Raw genomic sequence first — 22,416 nt, 5'->3', positions numbered from 1 at the left:
TGCCTCACATACGGAAGACGCCGAAGTTCTCGGTGCCTTCGATCGGGGCGGTGGCGATGGCCGACAGGCACATTCCCACCACGGTGCGGGTGTCTCGGGGATCGATGACGCCGTCGTCGTACAGACGACCCGACAGGAACATCGGAAGTGACTCGGCCTCGATCTGGTTCTCGATCATCGCGCGCATGCCGGCGTCGGCCTGCTCGTCGAAGACCTGGCCGCGGGCCTCGGCAGCAGCGCGTCCCACGATGGAGATGACGCCGGCGAGCTGCGCACCGCCCATGACGGCGGACTTGGAACTGGGCCACGCAAAGAGGAACCGCGGATCGAACGCGCGTCCGCACATACCGTAGTGACCGGCGCCGTACGACGCTCCGAGCAGGATCGAGATGTGCGGAACCTTGGAGTTGGCAACCGCATTGATCATCATCGATCCGTGCTTGATCATGCCGCCCTCCTCGTATTCCTTACCCACCATGTAGCCGGTGGTGTTGTGCAGGAACAGCAACGGCGTGTTGGAACGATTGGCGAGCTGGATGAACTGCGTGGCCTTCTGTGATTCCTCACTGAAGAGCACTCCACGTGCGTTCGCCAGGATGCCGATCGGGTAGCCGTTGAGCTCGGCCCACCCGGTCACGAGGGAGGAACCGTAGAGCGGCTTGAACTCGTCGAAGTCGGAACCGTCGACGATACGGGCGATGACCTCACGCGGATCGAACGGGATCTTCAGGTCGGCCGGAACGATGCCGAGCAACTCTTCCGGATCCTCGAGCGGTTCGATGATCTCCGCGCGCGGCGCCGGCCCCTTCTTGGTCCAGTTGAGCCGCTTGACGATCGAGCGCCCGATGCGGATCGCGTCCTGCTCGTCGGCGGCGAAGTAGTCGGCCAACCCGGACTTGCGAGCGTGCATTTCGGCGCCGCCGAGTGCCTCGTCGTCGGATTCCTCACCGGTGGCCATCTTGACCAGCGGCGGGCCTGCGAGGAACACCTTGGAGCGTTCCTTGATCATCACGACGTGGTCGGACATGCCCGGGATGTACGCACCGCCGGCCGTCGAGTTACCGAAGACCAGTGCAATGGTGGGGATTCCGGCTGCGGACAGCTGAGTGAGGTCACGGAACATACGCCCGCCCGGGATGAACACCTCTTTCTGCGTCGGCAAGTCTGCGCCGCCGGACTCTACGAGGGAGATCACCGGGAGTCGGTTCTGCATGGCGATGTCGTTGGCGCGGAAACCCTTACGCAGCGTCCACGGGTTGCTGGTGCCGCCGCGCACGGTGGGATCGTTGGCGACGATCAGGCATTCGACACCTTCGACGACGCCGATACCGACCACGGTGCTGGCGCCGACCGGAAATTCACTCCCCCACGCAGCGAGGGGACACAGTTCGAGGAACGGTGAATCCTGATCGAGCAGGAGTTCGATCCGCTCGCGTGCCAGGAGCTTTCCCCGCTTGTGGTGCCGCTCGGTGTACTTCTCGCCGCCACCCGCCAACGCCTTGGCGTGCTCGACCTCGATCTCGGCGAGCTTGGTGTTCATGGTCGAAGTTGCGGTCTTGTACACCTCGGAATTGGTGTCCAGTGTTGACCGGATGACACTCATGACTGATACCCCAATCGCTTGGCCGCGAGGCCGGTGAGGATTTCGGTGGTTCCGCCACCGATTCCCAGAATTCGCATGTCCCGGTACTGCCTCTCCACTTCGCTTTCCTGCATGTATCCGAGGCCGCCGAACAGCTGAACAGCTTGGTTCGCAACCCATTCGCCCGTCTCGACTGCCGTGTTCTTCGCAAAGCACACCTCGGCGATCAGATCGCCGTCACCGGCCATGTACCGCTCGATCACCGAGTGCGTGTACACCTTGGCGACGTCGATCTTGCGGGCCATCTCGGTGACGGTGTTCTGGACGGCCTGCCGACTGATCAGGGGGCGACCGAAAGTCTCACGGGCGCGGCACCATTCGAGCGTCAGCTCCAGGCAACGTTCTGCACTGGCATACGCCTGCGCGGCGAGCGCTACCCGCTCGGAGACAAATGCCTGGGCGATCTGCGCGAAGCCGCTGTTCTCTGCACCGACCAGATTCTCCACCGGAACCCGGGCGTCGACAAAGGAGAGTTCCGCGGTATCGGATGCGCGCCAGCCCATCTTCTCGAGTTTGCGCGAGACGGTGAATCCCGGTGTGCCCTTCTCGATCACGAGCAGTGAGACACCACCCGCGCCGGGACCACCGGTGCGCACCGCTGTAACGACGAAGTCCGCTCGAACGCCGGAGGTGATGAACGTCTTGGCGCCGTTCACGACGTAATGATCGCCGTCGCGCTTGGCTGTAGTTGTCAGGTGCCCGACGTCGCTGCCTCCGCCGGGCTCGGTGATGGCGAGCGAGCCGATCTTGTCGCCGCGCAGGGTCGGCTTGACCCACTTCTCGATCTGCGCCTCGTCGCCGGCCGCGATCAGGTGCGGCACCGCGATGCCGCAGGTGAAGAGCGATGCGAACAGCCCGCCCGACGCACCTGCCTGATGCATCTCCTCACAGATCACGATGGAGTCGACGGCGTCGCCGCCCTCACCACCGGCCGATTCGGGTGCACTGGCCCCGAGGAGTCCGAGAGCGCCTGCCTTGCGGTGCAATTCGCGCGGAATCTCGCCGTCGCGCTCCCACTGCGTCAGATGCGGCAGAATCTCCTGGTTCACGAATCCGCGTACGGTCTCGCGAAGCGCAAGCCTTTCCGGTGTGGTCCACACGGTCACCGTGAATCCTCTTTCTCGTCAGTTACGGGGAGTAGCGAAATCGGGATGTCGATGTGGCGCGAACGCAGCCATTCACCAATTCCCTTGGCCTGCGGATCGAACCGCGCCTGCGAGGCGACACCCTGACCGAGAATTCCCTCGATCACGAAGTTGACGGCACGAAGGTGCGGAAGCTGGTAGCGAGTGACGTTCAGGTCTACTGCTTCCGGTAGCAGTTCCTTGAGCATCTCGACGGTCAGTGTGTGCGCCAACCACTTCCACTGATCGTCCGTGCGAACCCAGACGCCGACGTTGGCATTTCCGCCCTTGTCGCCGCTACGGGCACCCGCAATCGTGCCGAGTGGTACCGACAGCGAAGACTGTGGCGGCAACGGCTCCGGACGCTCCGGTTCGCCGACGGGCTCGAGGTCCTGCGTCAACGTGGACGGAGCGATGTCCACGCGCGTGCCGTCCGGCAGTACGGCCACGTGCGGCACCGATCCCGCGTCGACGTAGCCGGGGGTGAACACTCCGTACGGTTGGCCGTTGCTCGGCGGAGCCGTCAGCGAGAAGCCGGGGTAGCTGGCAAGTGCCATTTCCACCGCAACCGCGGAGAAAGGGCGACCGATCACCTTGGGGTCGGAATCGCGAACCACGCAGCGCAGCAACGCACTCGCGGTTTCCTCGGTGTCGGAATCCGGATGATCCGTGCGAGCGAGAGTCCAGACCAGTTCGGCGGGCTTCTTCGTCAGCCAGGATTCGAGCTGAGTCTTCGCCAGATCGGCCTTGGCCTCGATGTCGAGACCCGTGAGGATGAAGGTGGCCTCGTTACGGAACCCGGCCAGCGTGTTCAGGGAGACCTTGTACTGCGGCGGCGGAGCCTCGCCCGTGACGCCGCTGATCAACACCCGGTCCGGGCCTTCCTGGGTGAGCACTGCGTTGTCGATGCGGGTCGTCACGTCCGGGCCCGCGTAGCGTCCACCGGTGATCTCGTACAGCAGCTGCGCCGTCACCGTGCCGACGCTCACCTCGCCGTCCGTTCCGGCGTGTTTGGTGATGACCGAAGATCCGTCCGCGTTGATCTCGGCGATCGGGAAGCCAGGCCGGCCCAGATTGGGAATCTCTGTGAAGAACGCGTAGTTGCCGCCGGTGGCCTGGGTTCCGCACTCGATGACGTGGCCCGCCGCGACAGCACCGGCAAGCTGATCGAAATCATCTCGCTTCCAACCGAAATGGTGAGCGGCCGGACCGACGATCACCGACGCATCGGTGACCCGTCCGGTGACCACGACATCGGCGTCGGCCGACAATGCTTCGACTATGCCCCAGGCGCCGAGGTACGCGTTGGCCGTCAGTGGGGAGCCGAGTCCGAGTTCGTCTGCCCGAGAGATCAAATCGTCGCCCTCGACGTGGGCGATCTTTGCGTTCAACCCCAGCTTGGTGTTGACCTCGCGCAACGCGTCGGCCAGTCCGGCGGGATTGAGACCGCCTGCATTCGCGACGATCTTCACCCCCTTGTCGAGCGCAAGGCCGAGCGTGTCCTCCACCTGCCGCAGGAACGTCTTCGCGTAGCCGAGCGCCGGGTCCTTCATCCGGTCCCGCCCGAGGATCAACATCGTCAGTTCGGCCAGGTAGTCGCCGGTCAGGTAGTCGAGTTCGCCGCCCTCGAGCATCTCGCGCATCGCCGAGACGCGGTCGCCGTAGAACCCGGAGCAGTTACCGATCCGTACCGAACTCATTTGCCCACCTTCGATGCTCGTCCCTCACCGCTGGATCCGACGGCGGCTCGTCCCTCACCGCTGGGTCCGGCAAAGGCCTGCGCGAACCCGAGCCACTCGTCCGCGTCGGCACCCACGGCGACCAGATCGAGATCGGCGCGATTGGCGCGCTGGGTAACCAGCAGGCAGAAGTCCAACGCCGGCCCGGTGACCTTCTGCGGTGCATCTTCCGGCCCCCAGGTCCAGAGCGACCCGTCCGGCGCGGTCAACTCAACCCGGAAATCGTCGGCGGGCGGCGTTTTCTCGTTGACCGAGTACGCGAAGTTTCGCGTCCGCACACCCAGGTGAGCGATGTTCTTGATGCGCGCCGTCGGAGCGCGTTCGACGCCGAGTGCGTCGGCAACGTCCTGCCCGTGCGCCCACGTCTCCATCAGTCGCGCGGTAGCCATGGAGACACCGCCCATGGGCGGGCCGTACCAGGGGAACTTGGTTCCGGCCGGGGCGGCGGTGAGCGCCTCGACGAGAGCGGTGCGCCCCGCTCGCCAATCGGCGAGCAACTCCGCCGGCTGGCGGGCCGCCTGTTCGGCAGCACCGTCGTCGACAAACCCTGCCGGGTTCACGAACGCCGCCTTCAACTGCTCCGCGAACCCGTCCGGGTCGGTGATCGCCAGGATCGCTGCACTGTCCGTCCAGTGCAGGTGCCCGATCTGATGTGCGATGGTCCACCCTTCCGCAGGCGTCATTGTCGCCCACTTCTCCTCGGGCAGATCCGCAACCAGGGCGTCTAGGCTCTCGCCTTCGGCCCGCAAGTCATCGATGAACGTCTGAAGTTCGGCCATGCGACCAGCATCACACCCACATCCATAAAAATCAAGCACGAATGATTGTTATTGCGAAATCCTGTGGTGAGAGACTGAGTTCAACTGCCATCGACAACCAGGAGCACCCATGAGCGACGCCGTACTGATCTCGCGAACCGGCGATGTGGTCACGTGGACCCTCAATCGCCCGGACACCCGCAATGCGATCTCCGAGATCGACATGATCGAGGCCCTCGAAGACGCAGTCACCGCGGTCAACCGAGATCAGAGTGTGCGCACGGTCATTCTGACGGGGGCCGGATCGGCCTTCTCCTCCGGCGGCAACGTCAAGCACATGCGAGACAAGGAGGGCATGTTCGGTGGCGCACCCGGCGAGATCCGCCAGGGCTACCGGCACGGCATCCAACGCATCCCGCTCGCGCTGTACGCGTGTGAGGTGCCGACCATCGCGGCGGTCAACGGCCCGGCCATCGGAGCGGGCTGCGACCTCTCACTCATGTGCGACCTCCGCATCGCCTCGACCGCCGCAGTCTTCGCCGAGAGTTTCGTCAAGGTAGGACTCATTCCCGGCGACGGCGGAGCGTGGCTGCTCCCCCGCGCGATCGGCAACGCCCGCGCGGCCGAGATGGCGTTCACCGGTGAACCGATCGATGCTGCGAAGGCACTCGACTGGGGTCTGGTCTCGCAGGTGACCGAGCCCGAGGAATTGCTTTCCGCTGCGCACGCTTTGGCAGCTCGAGTAGCCGCCAATCCCCCGCAGGTACTCCGCATGACCAAAAAGCTCCTCCGCGAGGGCCAGCACCAGAGCCTCGAGAGCTTGCTCGAACTCTCGGCCGCCATGCAGTCGATCGCCCACCACACCCGAGATCACCACGAAGCCGTCGCCGCGATGCTCGAGCGTCGAAGTCCCGAGTTCACCGGAGAATGAAGGCCGGCAGTCAGCTACTGCCGGTCGGAGCAGTCCTCACGTCGATACTGTCGCTCCAGTTCGGAGCGGCATTCGCGACGACACTGTTCTCGCAGATCGGGCCGGCCGGAGCCACGACGCTGCGGCTGACGATCGCCGCGATCATCCTCGGCGTCATCGTCCGCCCGCGATGGAGCAGATGGTCGAACCGGCAGCGCAAAGGCATCTTCGCGCTGGGCATCGCCCTCGCCGTGATGAACGGCGCCTTCTACCTCGCCCTCGACACGGTGCCCATCGGAACGGCCGTCACCATCGAGTTCCTCGGACCGCTCACCCTGGCCGCAGTTCTGTCTCGTCGGTGGGCCGACGGAGCATGGGTGCTGCTCGCCTTCGGCGGAGTGTTGCTGCTCGGGTTGGGCGATCACGGCGAATCCGGTTTGGACCCGATCGGGGTGATGTTCGCGTTGATCGCCGCTACTGCGTGGGCCGGATACATCGTGGCCGGTTCCCACCTGGCCGCGACGCTCCCGAGCGCCGACGGGTTGGCAGGCGCAAGCATCGTCGCGGCCGTATTGACGCTACCCTTCGGCGTCGTCTCGGGCGGAAGTGAACTGCTGGATCCGACGATGCTCGCCGCAGGCGCAGCCGTCGCCGTCCTCTCGTCCGTCATCCCGTACAGCTTGGAAATGTGGGCGCTGCGCTCTCTAGCCAAGAAAGTCTTTGCCGTCCTCATCGCCCTCGAACCCGCAGCGGCCGCACTGGCCGGAGTCCTCGTGATCGGGCAAACGCTCGACGCGTTCACACTCGTGGCCATCGCACTGGTGGTGGCCGCGGGCGTCGGCACAGTCGTCATGAATCGAAAACCCACAGCGAAGTAGTCCAGGTACCGTCAGAGCACGTCATTCCAACGCACAGGAGAACCATGACCAACCCGATCATCGCCACCGTTCTCGGTAACACCCCGCAGATCGACGAAAGTGCGTTCATCGCACCCAACGCCACCGTTGTCGGCGCGGTGACCATCGCTGCGGGAGCCAGCATCTGGTACGGCGCGGTTATCCGCGGCGACGCAGAATCGATCTCCATCGGCGCTGACACCAACATTCAGGACAACTGCACCGTGCACGCCGACCCGACGTTCCCCGCAGTGCTGGGCGAACGAATCTCGGTCGGCCACAACGCAGTGCTGCACGGGTGCACCGTCGAAGACGACGTTCTCGTCGGCATGGGTGCCGTGGTGCTCAACGGCGCACACATCGGCTCGGGGTCACTGATTGCAGCCGGCGCCGTCGTGTCTCAGGGGATGCAAATCCCGCCTGGATCACTGGTCGCCGGCGTGCCCGCCAAGGTCAAACGTGAACTCTCCGAAGGCGAAAAGGCCGGTATCACCGCCAACGGCGCCGGCTACATCATGCTCGCGAAGGCTCACCAGGACATCGAACAAGCCTGATCGAAACGGCGCTCGCGGCCGGTAGCAGCAAGAGCAACGACTAGCCTCGGGGCCGCAACGTACTGTTCGGCAACTCGGGTGCCGGGAGCGCCGGACCGTCGTATCCCGGCACGACGCCGAAACGCCGGTCCGGGACGCTGCCGTCGAATCCGGAGGCAAGCTCGGCCTGCCACTTGCGTCGATACTCGACGATCTCTTCGTGTGTACGGCCCATGAAGTTCCACCACATGATGACCTGCTCGCCCAACGGTTTCCCGCCGAGAAGTAGCAGTCGAGCCGGTTCGGATCCCGGATTGCGCAAAGTCAGTTTTCCGAAACCCGGTGCTTGATAACCCAACTCGGCCCAGCCGACAGTGGTACCACGCAGAACAACCGATCCTTGATCGACGATCACGCCGTGCTCATGTGAACGATCGACATCGAGGGCGATCTCGGCCCCAGGATCGAGAATCACCTCGGCACCGAGTAATTCGGTGAAGGTAGACACCGGAGACGTTTCACCGGCGAGCGAACCGAGGAACACACTGAGCGTGACACCATCGGTGGTCACCGGCTCCGGTCGATAGTGAACGAACGCGGGTGCGGTATCGCGCGCTGCATCCGGCAGCGCCACCCACAACTGCATCCCGTGCAGAACCTTCGTATTCGGCGTCGACACCTCGGAGTGCGCGATCCCACTCCCGGCCGTCATCAGATTCAGTTCACCCGGCCTCACCATCGCATGGGAACCGATGCTGTCACGGTGCTCGATCTCTCCGGTGAACAGCCAACTCACCGTCTGCAAACCGGTATGCGGATGCGGCGGCACATGCATGCCCGGTCCTGAGCCGACGTCATCCGGACCGTAATGATCTGCAAAACACCATCCCCCGATCAGCGAACGCTCGCGTTGCGGGAGGGTGCGTCGCACTCGCATGGCCCGCGGGCCACCGAGCGGTACGTCGCGCGGGGTGAGGATCTGAATCTCGCTCTCCGCCGGATGGCCTTCGCATTCCTGCTCGACGGGCTGCGCTTCGAGGTTACTCATATCGTCCATCCTGCCTCCAGTCATGACTGCGCGAGACGCAGACGCGTGCACAATTCGGCCAACAGTCGAAGTTCATCAGCGTCCAGGGCCGGTCCGACGTGGCGGCGGATGCTCGCGGCATGACGGCGACCCACTGATTTCTGCAGCGCTGCACCCGTTTCGGTGAGTTGCACGATCGTCCCGCGGCGATCCTGTGGATCAACACTTCTCGTTACCAGACCTTCGCCCTCCAACCGTTCCACCAGGCGACTGAGCGAAGGCTGGCTCAGCAATATCTCCCGATTCAGGTCATGCAGGCGAAGGGAACTACTCGACGCAAGACTCAGCGTGAACAGCACGTCGTACTCGCGCATCGACACCTGATCCCAGACGTCGTCGGCAGAGAGCCGCCGCAGCACCGACACCTGGGCGCGAAACAAGGCTTCCCAGGCGTCGGTGGCGAGTTCGGTGGTGCTGACCGGAACCTCAGGCGGTTGCTCGTCAGGCAGTGACACTGCTTGCCTCACGAGCCGCCTTCATCGACGCGTGAGTGGGCGGGTTGTCCGGCACATGTGCTGGCCGCCTGGCCGCGAACTCACGGCGCAGAACCGGAACAACTTCCTCACCGAGCAGATCGAGCTGCTCGAGCACCGTCTTCAGCGGCAGCCCGGCGTGATCCATCAGGAACAGCTGGCGCTGGTAGTCGCCGAAGAAATCGGCAAACGCCAACGTCTTCTCGATGACCTGCTCAGGGGAACCGACGGTCAGCGGCGTCTGCTCGGTGAACTCTTCGAGTGAGGGCCCGTGGCCGTACACCGGAGCATTGTCGAAATACGGACGGAATTCCTTGACCGCGTCCTGACTGTTCTTGCGCATGAAGACCTGACCACCGAGACCGACGATCGCCTGATCCGCGGACCCGTGGCCGTAGTGCTCGTAACGCCGGCGGTAAAGATTGATCAGCTCGATGTAGTGCTCTTTCGGCCAGAAGATGTTGTTCGCGAAGAATCCGTCGCCGTGATACGCCGCGATCTCCGCGATCTCGGGGCTGCGGATCGAGCCGTGCCACACGAACGGCGCGACGCCGTCCAGCGGGCGCGGTGTGGACGTGAATCCCTGGAGTGGAGTGCGGTACTCCCCTTGCCAGTTCACGACCTCCTCGTCCCAGAGCCGGCGAAGAAGTTGATAGTTCTCGAGCGCCAACGGGATACCGGCGCGAATGTCCTTGCCGAACCACGGGTACACAGGCGCGGTGTTTCCGCGACCCATCATCAGATCGACGCGCCCCTCGGCGAGGTGTTGAAGCATCGCGTAATCCTCGGCGATCTTCACCGGGTCATTGGTGGTGATCAGCGTCGTGGACGTGGAGAGCGTGATCTTCTCGGTCTGGGCCGCGATGTATCCGAGCATCGTGGTCGGAGATGACGGCACGAACGGCTTGTTGTGATGCTCGCCGGTCGCGAAGACGTCGAGACCGACTTCCTCGGCGTGCTTGGCGATGGTCGTCATGGCCTTGATGCGCTCGTGCTCTGTCGGGGTCGCCCCCGTCGTGGGATCAGTGGTGACGTCACCGACCGTGAAGATTCCGAACTGCATGGTTGCTCCTCCGCGAACTAGATCCATGCGTTTGCATGTAACTGATCAAACATTCAACCATCCAGCTGTATTCCACGGCAAAAAGGTGAGGGCGGCACACAAGATGTGTGCCGCCCTCACCTGGACGAACGATCTACCGAAAAGCGGTCAGTGCATAACGATCGGCGTTGCCGTCTCGCCCTCGGCCACCGGCCTGGTGGTCTTGCTCCGCGGCAGGAAGAACGCCGGGATGAGGGTCAGGACGATCAGCACAGTGGCAACGAGGAAGGTGTTACCGAAGGCATCCGACGCCGCACTGAGAATCGAATTCGCAGCAGACTCCTGCGGACTTCCCGGTTCGGTCGGAATGTGCGAGGCCGCACCGACCATCGTCGTGTCGAGGCCACGATCGAGAAGCTGGTTGGTCAAGACCACCGACATCACGGCGGTACCGATCGAACCTGCGGTCTGCTGAACGATGTTCATCAGGGTGGAGCCGCGAGCAATCTGCTCGTTGGAGAGCGTCACGATAGCTGCGGTCATCAGCGGCATCATGGTGCAACCCATACCGAGGCCCATGACGAACAAGGCACCCATCAGCAGCCACGTCGGGGAATCCGAGGCAACCTGTGTGAACACACCCAAACCGATGAGAATCAGCGGCAAACCGGTCAGGACGATCTTGCCCGGGCCGATCTTGTCGACCAGTCGACCAGCGATCGGCATGGTGACCATAGCGCCGAGACCCTGCGGAGCCATCAACAATCCGGCAGCGAGCGTGGTGTGACCGCCGACCTGGATGAAGTAGCTCGGGAACAGCAACCCGGCGCCCATGAAGGCGACGATGAACAGCGACGTCGTGATGACGGCGGTGGTCAACTGACGGTTCTTGAACAGGTGCAGGTCGATCAGCGGGTGATCCTTGTTGAGCGCGTGGAACACGAAGGCGATGATCAGCGCCAGACCGATACCGGCCGACACCAGAACCCGAGCGGACGCGACGGTTCCCACCTCAGGGATGGACGACACACCGAACAGGAACAGCGCCAGGCCGGGCGACAGCAGGATCATGCCGAGGAAGTCGAACGACTCCGAAGGCTTCGCCTTGTCGGACGGCAGAATGATGAATGCTGCTGCCAACGCGATGATGCCGATCGGCAGGTTGATCAGGAAGATCCAGTGCCAGCTCGCGGCCTCGATCAGCCAACCACCGAGGATCGGGCCACCGATGGGGCCGAGCAGCATCGGGATTCCGAGAACTGCCATGACGCGACCGACGCGGTCCGGACCGGCGGCCCGGGTCATGATGGTCATACCGAGCGGCATCAACATGCCGCCGCCGAGGCCCTGGAGCACACGGAAGCCGATGAGCGAGGTGATGTCCCACGCCATCGCACAGGCGACCGAACCGAGCACGAACAGCACCAGGGCCGTCATGTAGAGGCGCTTGGTGCCGAAACGATCGGCAGCCCAACCGGTAACCGGAATGACCGTCGCCAAAGCGAGGGTGTAGGCCGTCATCGTCCACGCGACGGTGGCGTACGAAGTTTCGAAGTCCTCGGCAAAGGTGGTGAGCGCGACGCTCACCACGGTTACGTCGAGAATCGACATGATGGCGCCGAGCACCACCACGGAAGCGATCTTGAGGACCGCCCCGTCAAGTTTGTCGGACGCCGGTGCCGGCGCGTTCGGCGATGTCATCGCGAAGTCTCCTGGTTAAGTGCTCGCAGATAGTCACCCGCGAGAATGGGCTTGAGAGCCTCGAACAAACGAATCCGCTCTGGCTCAGGAACACGCGACGCGAATTCGCGAAGCTGGCCGCGCTTGCACTCGATGTGGTTGGTCGTCACCTTACGACCGGCCTCCGACAAGGAAACCCGCTTGACGCGTCGGTCCCGCTCGTCTTCACGGCGATCGACCAGACCCATGTTCACGAGCTGATCGATGTTCCGCCCCGTAGCTGCCACCGAGAGCCGAAGCTCGTCGGCAACCTCGTTGATCGGGATCGCCGCATCACGTTGTGCAAGTACGAACAGCACACGCACCTGAGAGAACGAGAGATCCAGTTCGATCAACGCATCGATCGACTCCGAATCACCGGCGCTCATCAGGCGAGTGAACAACTCGTCGAGTGCTCCATACAGGTCATCAGAATCGGAAGCGATCACCTGGCAAATGGTAGTGCGGTTGCAACTATTGCCCAAATGAAAACATGTTGCAACTTATTATTTGGTGACCACCATCACGTTGCGAAGAATCATTCCTGCAGCAAAATGGCCTTTCCGAGAACTTTGCCGCTTTCGAGATCAGCCAGGGCAACTGCTGCGTCGGCAAGCGGATACCGTGCCTTGACCAGCGGACGCAAGCCGTTTCGGACGTGTTCTACCAGCGATGCGTGTACCTCGGCTACCGCCTCGGGATTGGTACGCGTGAACTCACCCCATGCCGCGCCGACAATGCTGATATTGCGAAACAGCACCCGGTTCACCTTTACCTCGGGAATACCGCCGCCGGCGAATCCGATCACCACGAGTCGTCCTTCGGGTGCCAGAACCCGGACCGCGTCGTCGAACGCATCGCCGCCCACCGGATCCACCACGATCTGAGCGCCGACGCCGTCGGTCAGTTCCCGAATCCGCTCTCCCCATCCCGGAGCCAGCGCGACCACCTCGTCGGCACCGAGCTCACGCAAGAAGTCATCGACGCCCTCGCGTCGTACCACGGCGATCACCCGGGCACTGTGCGCCTTGGCCAGCTGGATGGTTGCCGTTCCGACTCCGCCTGCAGCGCCGAGCACGACGACAGTCTCCCCCGCGACGATCTTCGCGCGACGAGCGAGCGCGAACTCCATCGTCTGATAGTTGATGATCAGCGAGGCCGCCTCGTCGAAGGCGAGTCCGTCCGGAATTCGGAGTACCTGCGCCGGGTTGACGGCAATCCGCTCTGCATACCCACCCAGATACGCGGCCGCGAGAACACGATCGCCCGGAGCGAAACCCGACCCTTCCGGCGCGGAGACCACGACGCCCGAGATCTCCGCGCCGGGAATGAACGGCGGTTCCGGGCGGATCTGATACTTGCCGTAGGTGATGAGCAGGTCCGGAAAGCAGACGCCACTTGCCTTCACATCGATGAGAACAAGACCTTCGGCTGCGGGCTCGGGAACCTCCTGCGCGACAATTCCTTCGGGACCGGACAGTTCCGTAACCACCATGGCGCGCACAGAAAGCTCCTCTTCGGGACATCTGAAGTCTGGACCGGTAACCCGGTTTTCTCGACTTTAACCCGGTACTCACGTCAGATCATCGTTCGCTCCCGATGTGCAGACGTTCGAGTCCGTCGAGAATCAGATCGAGACCGAAAGCGAATTCGGCGGCGTAGCTGTATCCCGGAGCAAGGACGTGCTCGGTGGTCAACTCGGCCAGGTGCGGATACTGACCGCTCTCGAACGAGCCCATGATCGCCTTCGCCAGTTCCGTCGTTTCCTGCGCTGTTTCGAACGGCAAGCTCACTTCTTGCAGCACGAAGCCGTAGATGTACGCATCCATGATCGAAAAGGCATGCGCAGCAAGGGCGACGGGAAAGTCGGCGGCGCGTAGCGTTCCGATGACGGCATCGTGGTGGCGCAGGGTCGCGGGACCAGGCGTCGTTCGGGACTCCATCAACGGAGTTGCCCACGGGTGCCTCCCCAACACTTCCCTTGTCGATACCGATCGCACGTGAAGTTCCGTGCGCCACGGGCGTCCCGGCGTCGGCAGATCGATCTCCGCGAAGACCGCATCGACCATTCCGTCGAGCAGATCCCCCTTGTCCGAAACATGGTTGTACAGAGACATCGCTTCGACGCCCAGTTCGGTGCCCAACTTCCGCATGGTCATCGAATCGATTCCGACGGAATCGGCAAGCGCGACAGCAGCGTGTACGACGTCGTCTCGGGTCAATCTTGCGCGCTTCTCCACGTTGACAGAACTTACACCGTAAGTGCAATACTTACGCTGTAAGTATTCGACGAACGGAGACTCGCATGCCGAAGGAACTGATGACCGCCGTCGTACAGGATCGCTACGGCGAGGCCGACGTTCTCTACGTCGACCACATTCCGCGCCCCACTGTCGCCGACAACGAAGTGCTGATACGCGTCGAGGCCGCGTCCGTCGACCGCGGGGCATGGCATCTCATGGCCGGACTGCCATATCCGTTGCGCCTCGCGGGTTTCGGGCTGCGCAGACCTAGGAACCGGGTACGCGGACTGGACGTATCCGGCCGAGTCGAGGCCGTCGGCAGTTCGGTGACCCGCGTGGCAGTCGGCCAGGAGGTATACGGGATCGCGGTCGGTTCGTTCGCGGAGTACGCACGCGCACTCGAGACGAAGATTGCCGCAAAACCTGCCCGGTTGTCGTTCGCACAAGCAGCAGCGGTGCCGGTCTCCGCCCTCACAGCGTTGCAAGCCGTGCGCGACCACGGCCGCGTGCAGGCGGGCCAATCCGTCCTCGTACTCGGCGCATCCGGTGGCGTCGGGATCTACGCGGTGCAGGTGGCAAAAGCCATGGGCGCTCACGTCACCGGCGTGTGCAGCACCTCGAAAACCGATACCGTCCGCTCCATCGGTGCCGACGAGGTTCTCGACTACCGCGTCGACGACGCCACCGACGGATCGCATCGGTACGACGTCATCATCGACACCGGCGGCAACCGCCGACTGCGAGATCTTCGACGGGCGCTCACACGCACCGGAACGCTGGTGATCGTCGGCGGCGAGAACGGCGGACGGTGGCTCGGCGGAACCGATCGCCAAATACGCGCACAGTGCTTGTCTCCGTTCATATCTCAGAAAATGGGCACCTTCATCGCTTCGGAGAACGCCGACGATCTGGAGGTCCTGACGCAGATGATCGACGCAGGTGACATCACCCCGGTGATCGACTCCGTTCATCCCCTTGCCGACACCGCCGTCGCCGTGGCACGAATGGTCGACGGCTCCGGCTGCGGAAAGCAGATAATCGCCACTCGCTGAAAAGCCTGACAGAATCGGCTCACTCCAGCGAACAGGAATCTCACGTGAACCCAGATCTCACGCTCGCGCAACAGCCGGACCGAGGACCGATCTTCGTCAAGTCCCGCCCGGTCCGCACCGGCGACATCGACGTCGCCAAGCAGGTCAGGCTCGACGCCGTCGCCCGCTACCTGCAGGACATCGGCAACGACAACATCGAGGCCGCGGGAGCCATCGACACCCATCCGCTCTGGATAGTGCGTCGTACGGTCGTCGACGTCGTACGCCCGGCGATCTGGCCGGAAGAGTTGACGATGACTCGCTGGTGCTCCGGCTTCTCCACGAGATGGGCGAACATGCGTGTGCGCTTCGACGGCAGCAACGGCGCGCTGATGGAAACCGAAGGCTTCTGGATCAACATCAGCGCCGAGTCGGGCATGCCCACGCGGATGAGCGACGACTTCATGCGGCCACTGGAGGAATCCACCGACGAGCATCGCCTGAAGTGGAAGCGGGTACTCGCCGAGAACGCACCGGAGGCGGACGACGCCGGTGTTCTGGACACGCCGTTCGCTCTGCGCGCCACGGATATCGACCCGTTCGACCACGTCAACAACGCCGTCTACTGGCAGGCAGTCGAAGAGGTCCTCAGCGCTCGCACCGAACTACGGACAGTTCCGCATCGAGCACTGATCGAGTACCTCTCCCCCATCGTCTCCAGCGACGACGTCGTCCTGCGCAGCCGCGTCGACGACAAGACCGTCACGGTCTGGTTCCTGGTCGGCGAAGCGCTCCGCGCAGTTGCGCAGGTGAGCGCCCTCTAACGCAGTTTCTGGGTCGCGACAGCCGCGACACCGAACACCAACGCAAGAAGAATCGCGGCCCAGAAACCGAAGAGCCACCACACCACGCCGAACACGACCACTGCCGGGGCAACGGTGATGAAAGCGATGGTGGGGCTTTCGCGTACCACCTCGAGTGCAGTTCGGGCATTAGTTCGATCGAGCTTCTTACCGGCCATCGAAAACCTCCTTCAAGGTCCTGACCATCCAGAGTAACCGGACTGACGGGCACAAAGCGGATACCGTGAACGCATGGCCGACCACCGCACCCTCGTCCTCATGCGACACGGCAAGTCCAGCTACCCCGAGGGCATCCGTGATCACGAGCGTCCGCTCGCCGAACGGGGCCTGCGCGAGGCCCGCATCGGCGGCGAATGGATCCGTGAAAACGTCCCGCCCGTCGACGCCGTTCTGTGCTCCACCTCCCGGCGGACCGTCGAAACCCTTGCCTCGACGGGAATCGAAGCTCCCGCCGGGTTCGAGAAGTCCATCTACGGCGGCTCACCCGCAGACGTCATTGCAGCTGCGCGAACCACGTCCGACCACGTCAAGACGCTCCTGATCGTCGGACACGAACCCGGAATTCCCTGGACTGCACTCGATCTCGCATCGAACGAAAACTCCGAAGCGGCCCAACGTATCCGCGACAAGTTCCCGACTTCGGCGATCGCCGTCCTCTCCGTACCGGTGCCGTGGACCGAACTCGACGACTCCGTCGCCACTCTGCTCGAGTTTCACGTGCCTCGTTAGATCAACCACACTGCTAAACCACCTCACGCAGTAGGCGGTCCGAAAGTGCAAGCGCGTCACGGTCGTACGTCGACGTGGACGCCAGCAATTCGTCGGCACCGGTTCGCTCGGCCAGATCGTGAAGCTGCTGCTTCACCTCGACGGGCGTCCCGTGCAGCGCCGAAGCCGTGAACGACTCGATGCGCCTGGCGTTTCGATCACTGCGCGGGGCGCGCCTGATCTCATCCGGCGACACGAGCGGCGGAAACTCCCCTGTCCGTGACGATTCAGCGAGCGCGTACGCCTCCGGGATCAGCAACTCACGCGCCGCGTCGGTGGTATCGGCAACCGCCACTTCGAGTGAAACCACCACATAGGGTTCGGGATGAGCGTCGGTGGGCCGGAAGGCTCGGCGGTACTCGTCCAACGCATCCACCCGGTCGGTGCTACCGATTCCGAGTATCGGCCCGCCCACGACCACCGGAAGCCCCAGCTGCGCTGCCACTTTCAAGCCTGTGCGCGTGGCGAGCACGAAGATCGGGACTCCAGTCTGCGACGCCGGCCGTGCCGTCACTGCCGCAGAACCCTCCAGGTAGCGCCTCACCTCTTCCAGATCCGACACAAACGTGTCCGGGGCGTCCTTGCTGCGTCGTAAAGCCTGACGAACAGGCTCCGTGAATCCCAGCGATCGACCCAGGCCGAGATCGATTCGCCCCGGGTAGAGAGCCTCCAACATCAGGAACTGCTCGGCGACGATCAGCGGTTGGTGATTCGGCAGCATGACCCCACCGCTCCCGAGTCTGATATCGCGCGTGTGCGCGCCGATCGCGGCAAGCAGCACTGCCGGCGACCCGCTCGCGATCCCGGGCACCGCGTGATGCTCGGCCACCCAGAACCGGTGGTAGCCGAGAGCGTCGGCGTGCGCAGCGCGTTCGACGGAGTGCGTCAGAGCTGCGGAGTCGGGGTATCCGCTCCTGGTTCGGGATCGGTCGAGCAGTGAGAGAAGCACTCTCGGAGCAACAAGGAACTTGGAAAGTTTCATCCGGGCGCTAAACGAGGACCGTTTCTGACCGCAATACCCGCAACACTGGACCTGTCGCCGGAATTCACCATCACATGAAGGGCACGTCATGGACATCAAGCTCGAACTGGTCGCCATTCCCGTCACCGACATCGACCGCGCCAAGGACTTCTACGTCCGCCTCGGATTCAATGCCGACCACGATCACACGGTCAGCGAAGACCTGCGATTCGTCCAGCTGACCCCTCCCGGTTCGGCCTGCTCGATCTGCATCGGCAAGGGAATCACCGACGCCGAGCCCGGCTCGGTCGTCGGCATGCAGGTAGTGGTCAAAGACATCGAAGAGGCCGAGCGCGAGTTCAAGAGCCGCGGCATCGACATCAGCCCGATCGACGACCAGGCCTGGGGGCGGTTCATCTACTTCGCCGACCCCGACGGGAACAAGTGGGCCGTCCAAGAGATCGTCATCCCGGACCTCAGCGGCAGCAGCTCCTGAAAACGTCCCACTCCTGACATGAAAAATCCCCCCACCTCTTTCGAAGTGGGGGGATTTCTACGAACTAACGCTTAGCGGTAGTCGTTGCTGAAGCCGTAGTCGTCCAGCGGAACTGCAGCACCGGTGTTCTGGCCGAAGCCGTCCGGGCTGTAGTACTGGTCGTCGTACGACGGCACTGCGTAAGCAGCGGCGCGTGCCTCTTCGGTGGGCTGAACCTGGATGTTGCGGTAACGGTTGATACCGGTACCCGCAGGGATCAGCTTGCCGATGATGACATTTTCCTTCAAACCGATCAGCTTGTCCGAGCGGCAGTTGATAGCCGCGTCGGTCAAGACACGAGTGGTCTCCTGGAACGATGCCGCGGACAGCCACGAATCCGTCGCGAGCGACGCCTTCGTGATACCCATGAGCACCGGACGGCCGGCTGCGGGCTCGCCACCCTCGGCGACAACGCGGCGGTTTGCCGACTCGAACTCGGCGCGCTCGGTGAGCGAACCGGGCAGGAACTCGGTGGCACCGGAATCGATGATCGTCACGCGACGAAGCATCTGGCGCACGATGACCTCGATGTGCTTGTCGTGGATCGACACACCCTGGCTCCGGTACACCTCCTGGACCTCGTTGACCAAGTGGATCTGAACCTGACGCGGACCCATGACTCGCAGGACCTCGTGGGGATCGGCAGCACCTTCCATGAGCTGCTGTCCGACCTCGACGTGGTCACCGTCAGCCAAGAGGCTTTCGCGACCGTCGGCGTGCTTGAAGACACGCAGACGCTGACGCTTGCTGAGCTTGTCGTAGACAACCTCTTCGCCGCCGTCGTCCGGAACGATGGTGATCTTGTAGAAACGATCGCCGTCTTCGAGCTGTACCCGACCGGTGACGTCCGCGATAGGAGCCTTGCCCTTGGGCACACGTGCCTCGAACAGCTCCTGGACACGCGGCAGACCGCCGGTGATGTCATCTCCTGCGACACCACCCTGGTGGAAGGTACGCATGGTCAGCTGGGTACCGGGCTCACCGATCGACTGTGCGGCGACGATACCGACAGCCTCACCGATGTCGACCAGCTTGCCGGTGGCCATCGAGCGGCCGTAGCAAGTGGCGCAAACGCCGGTGCCGGTGGTGCAGGTCAGGACCGAGCGGACCTTGACCGTCGTGATGCCGGCTTCGAGCAGAGCATCGATCGCGGGGTCACCGAGATCGTGGCCACGCTCGACGATGACGGTGCCGTTCGCGTCGACTGCATCGGCCGCCAAGGTACGGGCGTACGTGCTGGTCTCCACGTGAGCATCGCGGATCATCGTGCCGTCGGCCTGCTTCTCGGCGATCGTGGTGACGATGCCGCGCTCTGTTCCACAGTCGACCTCGCGGACGATGACGTCCTGCGAAACGTCCACCAGACGACGGGTCAGGTAACCCGAGTCGGCGGTGCGGAGTGCGGTATCGGCCAGACCCTTACGAGCACCGTGCGTGTTGATGAAGTACTCGAGAACGGTCAGGCCTTCCTTGAAGGAAGACTTGATCGGACGCGGGATGAACTCACCCTTCGGGTTTGTCACCAGGCCCTTCATACCGGCGAGCGAGCGAACCTGAGTCATGTTGCCGGCTGCGCCGGACTTCACGATCATCGGGATCGGGTTGCTGTCGGGGAAGTGAGCCTCCATGGCCTTGCCGACCTTGTCGGTCGCTTCCTGCCAAATGGTGACCAGAGCGCTGTTGCGCTCCTTCTTGTCCAGAGCACCACGCTGGTACTGCTTCTCGATCTTGTCGGCCTGAGCCTCGAAGTCCTCGATGATGGCAGGCTTCTCCGGCGGCACGAGCACGTCGGAGATCGAGACCGTGACACCCGAACGGGTGGCCCAGTAGAACCCGACGTCCTTGAGCTTGTCGACGGTCTGAGCAACCACGATCATCGGGTACCGCTCGGCGAGATCGTTGATGATCGTCGCCTGGCGCTTCTTCGGCATCTGCTCGTTGACGAACGGGTAGTCCGCCGGAAGCAGCTCGTTGAAGAGCACACGGCCGAGTGTCGTGGTGGCGGTCCAGCCGTCACCGTAGTTCCAGCCCTCGGGGAACAGTTCGTTCTCGAGGTCGCGCGGCGGACGCTGCTGCGTCAGACGCACCTTGATCTGAGCCTGAACCGAGAGCGCGCCGCGGTCGACTGCCATCTGAGCCTCGGCGGGCGAGGAGTACACGCCCTGCTCTGCCTCGTCGTTGGTCGGAGCAACGAGCTCACCGGTGACACCCTCGTCGAGACGGGTCAGGTGGAACAGACCCGTGACCATGTCCAGACGCGGCATGGCGAGCGGGCGACCCGAAGCAGGCGAGAGGATGTTGTTCGAGGACAGCATCAGGATGCGTGCCTCGGCCTGTGCCTCTGCCGACAGCGGGAGGTGAACAGCCATCTGGTCACCGTCGAAGTCGGCGTTGAAGGCCTCACACACCAGCGGGTGGAGCTGAATGGCCTTGCCCTCGACGAGCTGCGGCTCGAATGCCTGGATACCCAGACGGTGCAGCGTAGGTGCACGGTTGAGCAGCACGGGGTGCTCGGCGATGACCTCTTCGAGGACGTCCCACACCTGGACGCGCTTGCGCTCGACCATGCGCTTTGCCGACTTGATGTTCTGCGCGTGGTTCAGATCGACCAGACGCTTCATCACGAACGGCTTGAACAGCTCGAGAGCCATCAGCTTGGGCAGACCACACTGGTGCAGCTTGAGCTGAGGACCGACGACGATGACGGAACGACCCGAGTAGTCGACGCGCTTACCGAGCAGGTTCTGACGGAAGCGACCCTGCTTGCCCTTGAGCAGATCGCTCAGGGACTTCAGCGGGCGGTTACCCGGTCCGGTGACCGGACGTCCACGACGACCGTTGTCGAACAGGGCGTCGACCGACTCCTGCAGCATCCGCTTCTCGTTGTTGACGATGATCTCGGGAGCACCGAGGTCGATCAGTCGCTTGAGGCGGTTGTTGCGGTTGATGACGCGGCGGTACAGGTCGTTGAGGTCGGACGTCGCGAAACGTCCACCGTCGAGCTGAACCATCGGGCGAAGCTCCGGCGGGATCACCGGAACAGCGTTGAGGACCATGCCCATCGGCGAGTTGCCGTTGGTCTGGAATGCCGCAACCACCTTGAGGCGCTTGAGTGCACGCAGCTTCTTCTGGCCCTTGCCGCTGCGGATGGTCTCGCGGAGAGACTCTGCCTCGGCGTCGAGGTCGAAGTTCTGCATCAGGATCTGGATGGACTCTGCGCCCATCGCACCCGTGAAGTACTCGCCGTAACGGTCGACCAGCTCGCGGTACAGGAGCTCGTCGATGATGAGCTGCTTGACGCTCAGCTTGGTGAAGGTGGTCCAGATCTCGTCGAGACGATCCAGCTCACGCTGCGCGCGGTCACGGAGCTGACGCATTTCGCGCTCGCCGCCGTCCTTGACCTTGCGGCGGACATCGGACTTCGCGCCCTCTGCCTCGAGCTCGGCGATGTCGGCTTCGAGCTTCTGCGCACGTGCCTCGAGATCGGCGTCGCGCTGATCTGCGACGGTCTTCTTCTCGACCTGCATCTCGGCTTCGAGGGTGGACAGCTCGTTGTGACGGAGCTCCTCGTCGACACCGACGATGACGTAGGCAGCGAAGTAGATGATCTTTTCGAGATCCTTCGGAGCCAGGTCGAGCAGGTAACCGAGACGGCTCGGAACACCCTTGAAGTACCAGATGTGCGTGACCGGTGCGGCCAGTTCGATGTGACCCATGCGCTCACGACGAACCTTGGCGCGAGTGACCTCGACGCCACAGCGCTCACAGATGATGCCCTTGAAGCGGACACGCTTGTACTTACCGCAGTAGCACTCCCAGTCCCGAGTGGGGCCGAAGATCTTCTCGCAGAAGAGGCCGTCCTTCTCGGGCTTGAGCGTGCGGTAGTTGATGGTCTCCGGCTTCTTGACCTCGCCGTAGGACCAATTGCGGATGTCCTCTGCACTGGCCAAGCCAATGCGGAGTTCATCGAAGAAGTTGACGTCGAGCACGTAACTTCCTTTCCCCGTTGGGGTTACGGTTGCCGGTCACCCGGCAACCTGACTGCCAATTCAAATGTGAACTACGCCCCCGGGCCGCTCTTTCAAGAGCAAC

21 protein-coding genes are annotated in these 22,416 nt (G+C 63.3%); 7 read left to right on the top strand and 14 right to left on the bottom strand.

Annotation, left to right across the window (positions count from 1 at the left end):
• Positions 1-4: 4 nt before the first annotated feature.
• The 4 genes from BH682_RS08740 to BH682_RS08725 are packed head-to-tail and all read right to left on the bottom strand — an operon-like array spanning position 5 to position 5,284.
• Entirely contained in the window at positions 5-1,603 is a 1,599-nt protein-coding gene (locus BH682_RS08740) for an acyl-CoA carboxylase subunit beta (protein ID WP_075832687.1), read from the bottom strand.
• Entirely contained in the window at positions 1,600-2,748 is a 1,149-nt protein-coding gene (locus BH682_RS08735; RefSeq protein WP_007728404.1) for an acyl-CoA dehydrogenase family protein, read from the bottom strand. The genes BH682_RS08740 and BH682_RS08735 overlap by 4 nt, the downstream gene beginning before the upstream one ends.
• A complete protein-coding gene (locus BH682_RS08730; RefSeq protein WP_075832685.1) occupies positions 2,745-4,466 on the bottom strand; it encodes an acyclic terpene utilization AtuA family protein in 1,722 nt (573 codons plus the stop codon). Before BH682_RS08730 ends, BH682_RS08735 begins: the two co-directional genes overlap by 4 nt.
• Positions 4,463-5,284: a TIGR03084 family metal-binding protein gene (locus tag BH682_RS08725; protein ID WP_003941918.1), complete on the bottom strand. Its 822-nt coding sequence runs from the start codon at positions 5,282-5,284 to the stop codon at positions 4,463-4,465. Before BH682_RS08725 ends, BH682_RS08730 begins: the two co-directional genes overlap by 4 nt.
• Before the next feature lie 109 nt (positions 5,285-5,393).
• Here BH682_RS08725 and BH682_RS08720 point away from each other — a divergent pair, with 109 nt between their 5' ends.
• Genes BH682_RS08720 through BH682_RS08710 form a run of 3 tightly spaced genes read left to right on the top strand, consistent with a single transcriptional unit; the run spans position 5,394 to position 7,623 of the window.
• Positions 5,394-6,194 (top strand): crotonase/enoyl-CoA hydratase family protein, encoded by an 801-nt coding sequence (locus BH682_RS08720; RefSeq protein WP_075832683.1) that lies wholly within the window; start codon positions 5,394-5,396, stop codon positions 6,192-6,194.
• The gene (locus tag BH682_RS08715) at positions 6,191-7,051 is read left to right on the top strand and encodes an EamA family transporter (RefSeq protein WP_007728407.1); all 861 of its coding nucleotides are present in this window, start codon (positions 6,191-6,193) and stop codon (positions 7,049-7,051) included. Before BH682_RS08720 ends, BH682_RS08715 begins: the two co-directional genes overlap by 4 nt.
• Positions 7,052-7,095: 44 nt before the next feature.
• Positions 7,096-7,623, top strand: a complete 528-nt coding sequence (locus BH682_RS08710; RefSeq protein WP_003941993.1) for a gamma carbonic anhydrase family protein — start codon at positions 7,096-7,098, stop codon at positions 7,621-7,623.
• Positions 7,624-7,663: 40 nt separating this feature from the next.
• Here the strand turns inward: BH682_RS08710 and BH682_RS08705 are convergent, their stop codons facing one another.
• The 7 genes from BH682_RS08705 to BH682_RS08675 form a co-directional block, all read right to left on the bottom strand.
• Positions 7,664-8,650: a pirin family protein gene (locus BH682_RS08705; RefSeq protein ID WP_039972959.1), complete on the bottom strand. Its 987-nt coding sequence runs from the start codon at positions 8,648-8,650 to the stop codon at positions 7,664-7,666.
• 20 nt (positions 8,651-8,670) lie between these two features.
• Positions 8,671-9,144, bottom strand: a complete 474-nt coding sequence (locus BH682_RS08700; protein WP_054187814.1) for a MarR family winged helix-turn-helix transcriptional regulator — start codon at positions 9,142-9,144, stop codon at positions 8,671-8,673.
• Positions 9,131-10,225 (bottom strand): LLM class flavin-dependent oxidoreductase, encoded by a 1,095-nt coding sequence (locus BH682_RS08695; protein ID WP_007728412.1) that lies wholly within the window; start codon positions 10,223-10,225, stop codon positions 9,131-9,133. Before BH682_RS08695 ends, BH682_RS08700 begins: the two co-directional genes overlap by 14 nt.
• A 147-nt stretch (positions 10,226-10,372) precedes the next feature.
• Positions 10,373-11,905, bottom strand: coding sequence for a DHA2 family efflux MFS transporter permease subunit (locus tag BH682_RS08690; RefSeq protein WP_003942006.1), 1,533 nt, complete (start codon positions 11,903-11,905; stop codon positions 10,373-10,375).
• Complete coding sequence (locus tag BH682_RS08685) at positions 11,902-12,372, bottom strand: MarR family winged helix-turn-helix transcriptional regulator (RefSeq protein ID WP_003941890.1); 471 nt, start codon at positions 12,370-12,372, stop codon at positions 11,902-11,904. The genes BH682_RS08690 and BH682_RS08685 overlap by 4 nt, the downstream gene beginning before the upstream one ends.
• A gap of 89 nt (positions 12,373-12,461) precedes the next feature.
• A complete protein-coding gene (locus BH682_RS08680; RefSeq protein ID WP_058038138.1) occupies positions 12,462-13,427 on the bottom strand; it encodes an NADPH:quinone oxidoreductase family protein in 966 nt (321 codons plus the stop codon).
• A gap of 79 nt (positions 13,428-13,506) precedes the next feature.
• Positions 13,507-14,163: a TetR/AcrR family transcriptional regulator gene (locus BH682_RS08675; RefSeq protein WP_075832681.1), complete on the bottom strand. Its 657-nt coding sequence runs from the start codon at positions 14,161-14,163 to the stop codon at positions 13,507-13,509.
• A gap of 65 nt (positions 14,164-14,228) precedes the next feature.
• On the opposite strand from BH682_RS08675, the gene BH682_RS08670 reads away from it, so the two are divergent.
• Entirely contained in the window at positions 14,229-15,218 is a 990-nt protein-coding gene (locus BH682_RS08670) for an NAD(P)-dependent alcohol dehydrogenase (protein WP_007728421.1), read from the top strand.
• Between the two features lie 44 nt (positions 15,219-15,262).
• Positions 15,263-16,021 carry an acyl-[acyl-carrier-protein] thioesterase gene (locus BH682_RS08665; protein WP_007728423.1) on the top strand — a complete coding sequence of 253 codons (759 nt, stop codon included), beginning with the start codon at positions 15,263-15,265 and terminating at the stop codon, positions 16,019-16,021.
• Here the strand turns inward: BH682_RS08665 and BH682_RS08660 are convergent.
• The gene (locus BH682_RS08660) at positions 16,018-16,218 is read right to left on the bottom strand and encodes a hypothetical protein (RefSeq protein ID WP_003941897.1); all 201 of its coding nucleotides are present in this window, start codon (positions 16,216-16,218) and stop codon (positions 16,018-16,020) included. The genes BH682_RS08665 and BH682_RS08660 overlap by 4 nt on opposite strands.
• Positions 16,219-16,291: 73 nt before the next feature.
• On the opposite strand from BH682_RS08660, the gene BH682_RS08655 reads away from it, so the two are divergent.
• On the top strand, positions 16,292-16,789 hold the full coding sequence (locus BH682_RS08655) for a SixA phosphatase family protein (protein ID WP_007728426.1): 498 nt from the start codon (positions 16,292-16,294) through the stop codon (positions 16,787-16,789).
• Positions 16,790-16,802: 13 nt separating this feature from the next.
• Here the strand turns inward: BH682_RS08655 and BH682_RS08650 are convergent, their stop codons facing one another.
• On the bottom strand, positions 16,803-17,810 hold the full coding sequence (locus tag BH682_RS08650) for an LLM class flavin-dependent oxidoreductase (protein WP_075832679.1): 1,008 nt from the start codon (positions 17,808-17,810) through the stop codon (positions 16,803-16,805).
• Between the two features lie 88 nt (positions 17,811-17,898).
• Between BH682_RS08650 and BH682_RS08645 the strand changes: the two genes are divergently transcribed.
• A complete protein-coding gene (locus BH682_RS08645; RefSeq protein WP_042921033.1) occupies positions 17,899-18,285 on the top strand; it encodes a glyoxalase superfamily protein in 387 nt (128 codons plus the stop codon).
• Between the two features lie 71 nt (positions 18,286-18,356).
• Here the strand turns inward: BH682_RS08645 and BH682_RS08640 are convergent, their stop codons facing one another.
• Complete coding sequence (locus tag BH682_RS08640) at positions 18,357-22,313, bottom strand: DNA-directed RNA polymerase subunit beta' (RefSeq protein WP_003941914.1); 3,957 nt, start codon at positions 22,311-22,313, stop codon at positions 18,357-18,359.
• Positions 22,314-22,416 lie beyond the last annotated feature (103 nt).

Source organism: Rhodococcus sp. YL-1, assembly GCF_001942025.1.
Lineage (GTDB): Bacteria > Actinomycetota > Actinomycetes > Mycobacteriales > Mycobacteriaceae > Rhodococcus_F > Rhodococcus_F qingshengii.
The sequence above is the reverse complement of the archived record's forward strand: the minus strand, read 5'-3'. Positions and strand labels throughout refer to the sequence as shown.

What these genes read in the sequence shown, in the direction of transcription:
- BH682_RS08705 (WP_039972959.1), bottom strand. Translation starts at nt 8,650, where the DNA reads ATGAGTAACCTCGAAGCGCAGCCCGTCGAGCAGGAATGCGAAGGCCAT.
- BH682_RS08720 (WP_075832683.1), top strand. Translation starts at nt 5,394, where the DNA reads ATGAGCGACGCCGTACTGATCTCGCGAACCGGCGATGTGGTCACGTGG.
- BH682_RS08650 (WP_075832679.1), bottom strand. Translation starts at nt 17,810, where the DNA reads ATGAAACTTTCCAAGTTCCTTGTTGCTCCGAGAGTGCTTCTCTCACTG.
- BH682_RS08710 (WP_003941993.1), top strand. Translation starts at nt 7,096, where the DNA reads ATGACCAACCCGATCATCGCCACCGTTCTCGGTAACACCCCGCAGATC.
- BH682_RS08695 (WP_007728412.1), bottom strand. Translation starts at nt 10,225, where the DNA reads ATGCAGTTCGGAATCTTCACGGTCGGTGACGTCACCACTGATCCCACG.
- BH682_RS08690 (WP_003942006.1), bottom strand. Translation starts at nt 11,905, where the DNA reads ATGACATCGCCGAACGCGCCGGCACCGGCGTCCGACAAACTTGACGGG.
- BH682_RS08655 (WP_007728426.1), top strand. Translation starts at nt 16,292, where the DNA reads ATGGCCGACCACCGCACCCTCGTCCTCATGCGACACGGCAAGTCCAGC.
- BH682_RS08645 (WP_042921033.1), top strand. Translation starts at nt 17,899, where the DNA reads ATGGACATCAAGCTCGAACTGGTCGCCATTCCCGTCACCGACATCGAC.
- BH682_RS08670 (WP_007728421.1), top strand. Translation starts at nt 14,229, where the DNA reads ATGCCGAAGGAACTGATGACCGCCGTCGTACAGGATCGCTACGGCGAG.
- BH682_RS08715 (WP_007728407.1), top strand. Translation starts at nt 6,191, where the DNA reads ATGAAGGCCGGCAGTCAGCTACTGCCGGTCGGAGCAGTCCTCACGTCG.
- BH682_RS08740 (WP_075832687.1), bottom strand. Translation starts at nt 1,603, where the DNA reads ATGAGTGTCATCCGGTCAACACTGGACACCAATTCCGAGGTGTACAAG.
- BH682_RS08725 (WP_003941918.1), bottom strand. Translation starts at nt 5,284, where the DNA reads ATGGCCGAACTTCAGACGTTCATCGATGACTTGCGGGCCGAAGGCGAG.
- BH682_RS08730 (WP_075832685.1), bottom strand. Translation starts at nt 4,466, where the DNA reads ATGAGTTCGGTACGGATCGGTAACTGCTCCGGGTTCTACGGCGACCGC.
- BH682_RS08660 (WP_003941897.1), bottom strand. Translation starts at nt 16,218, where the DNA reads ATGGCCGGTAAGAAGCTCGATCGAACTAATGCCCGAACTGCACTCGAG.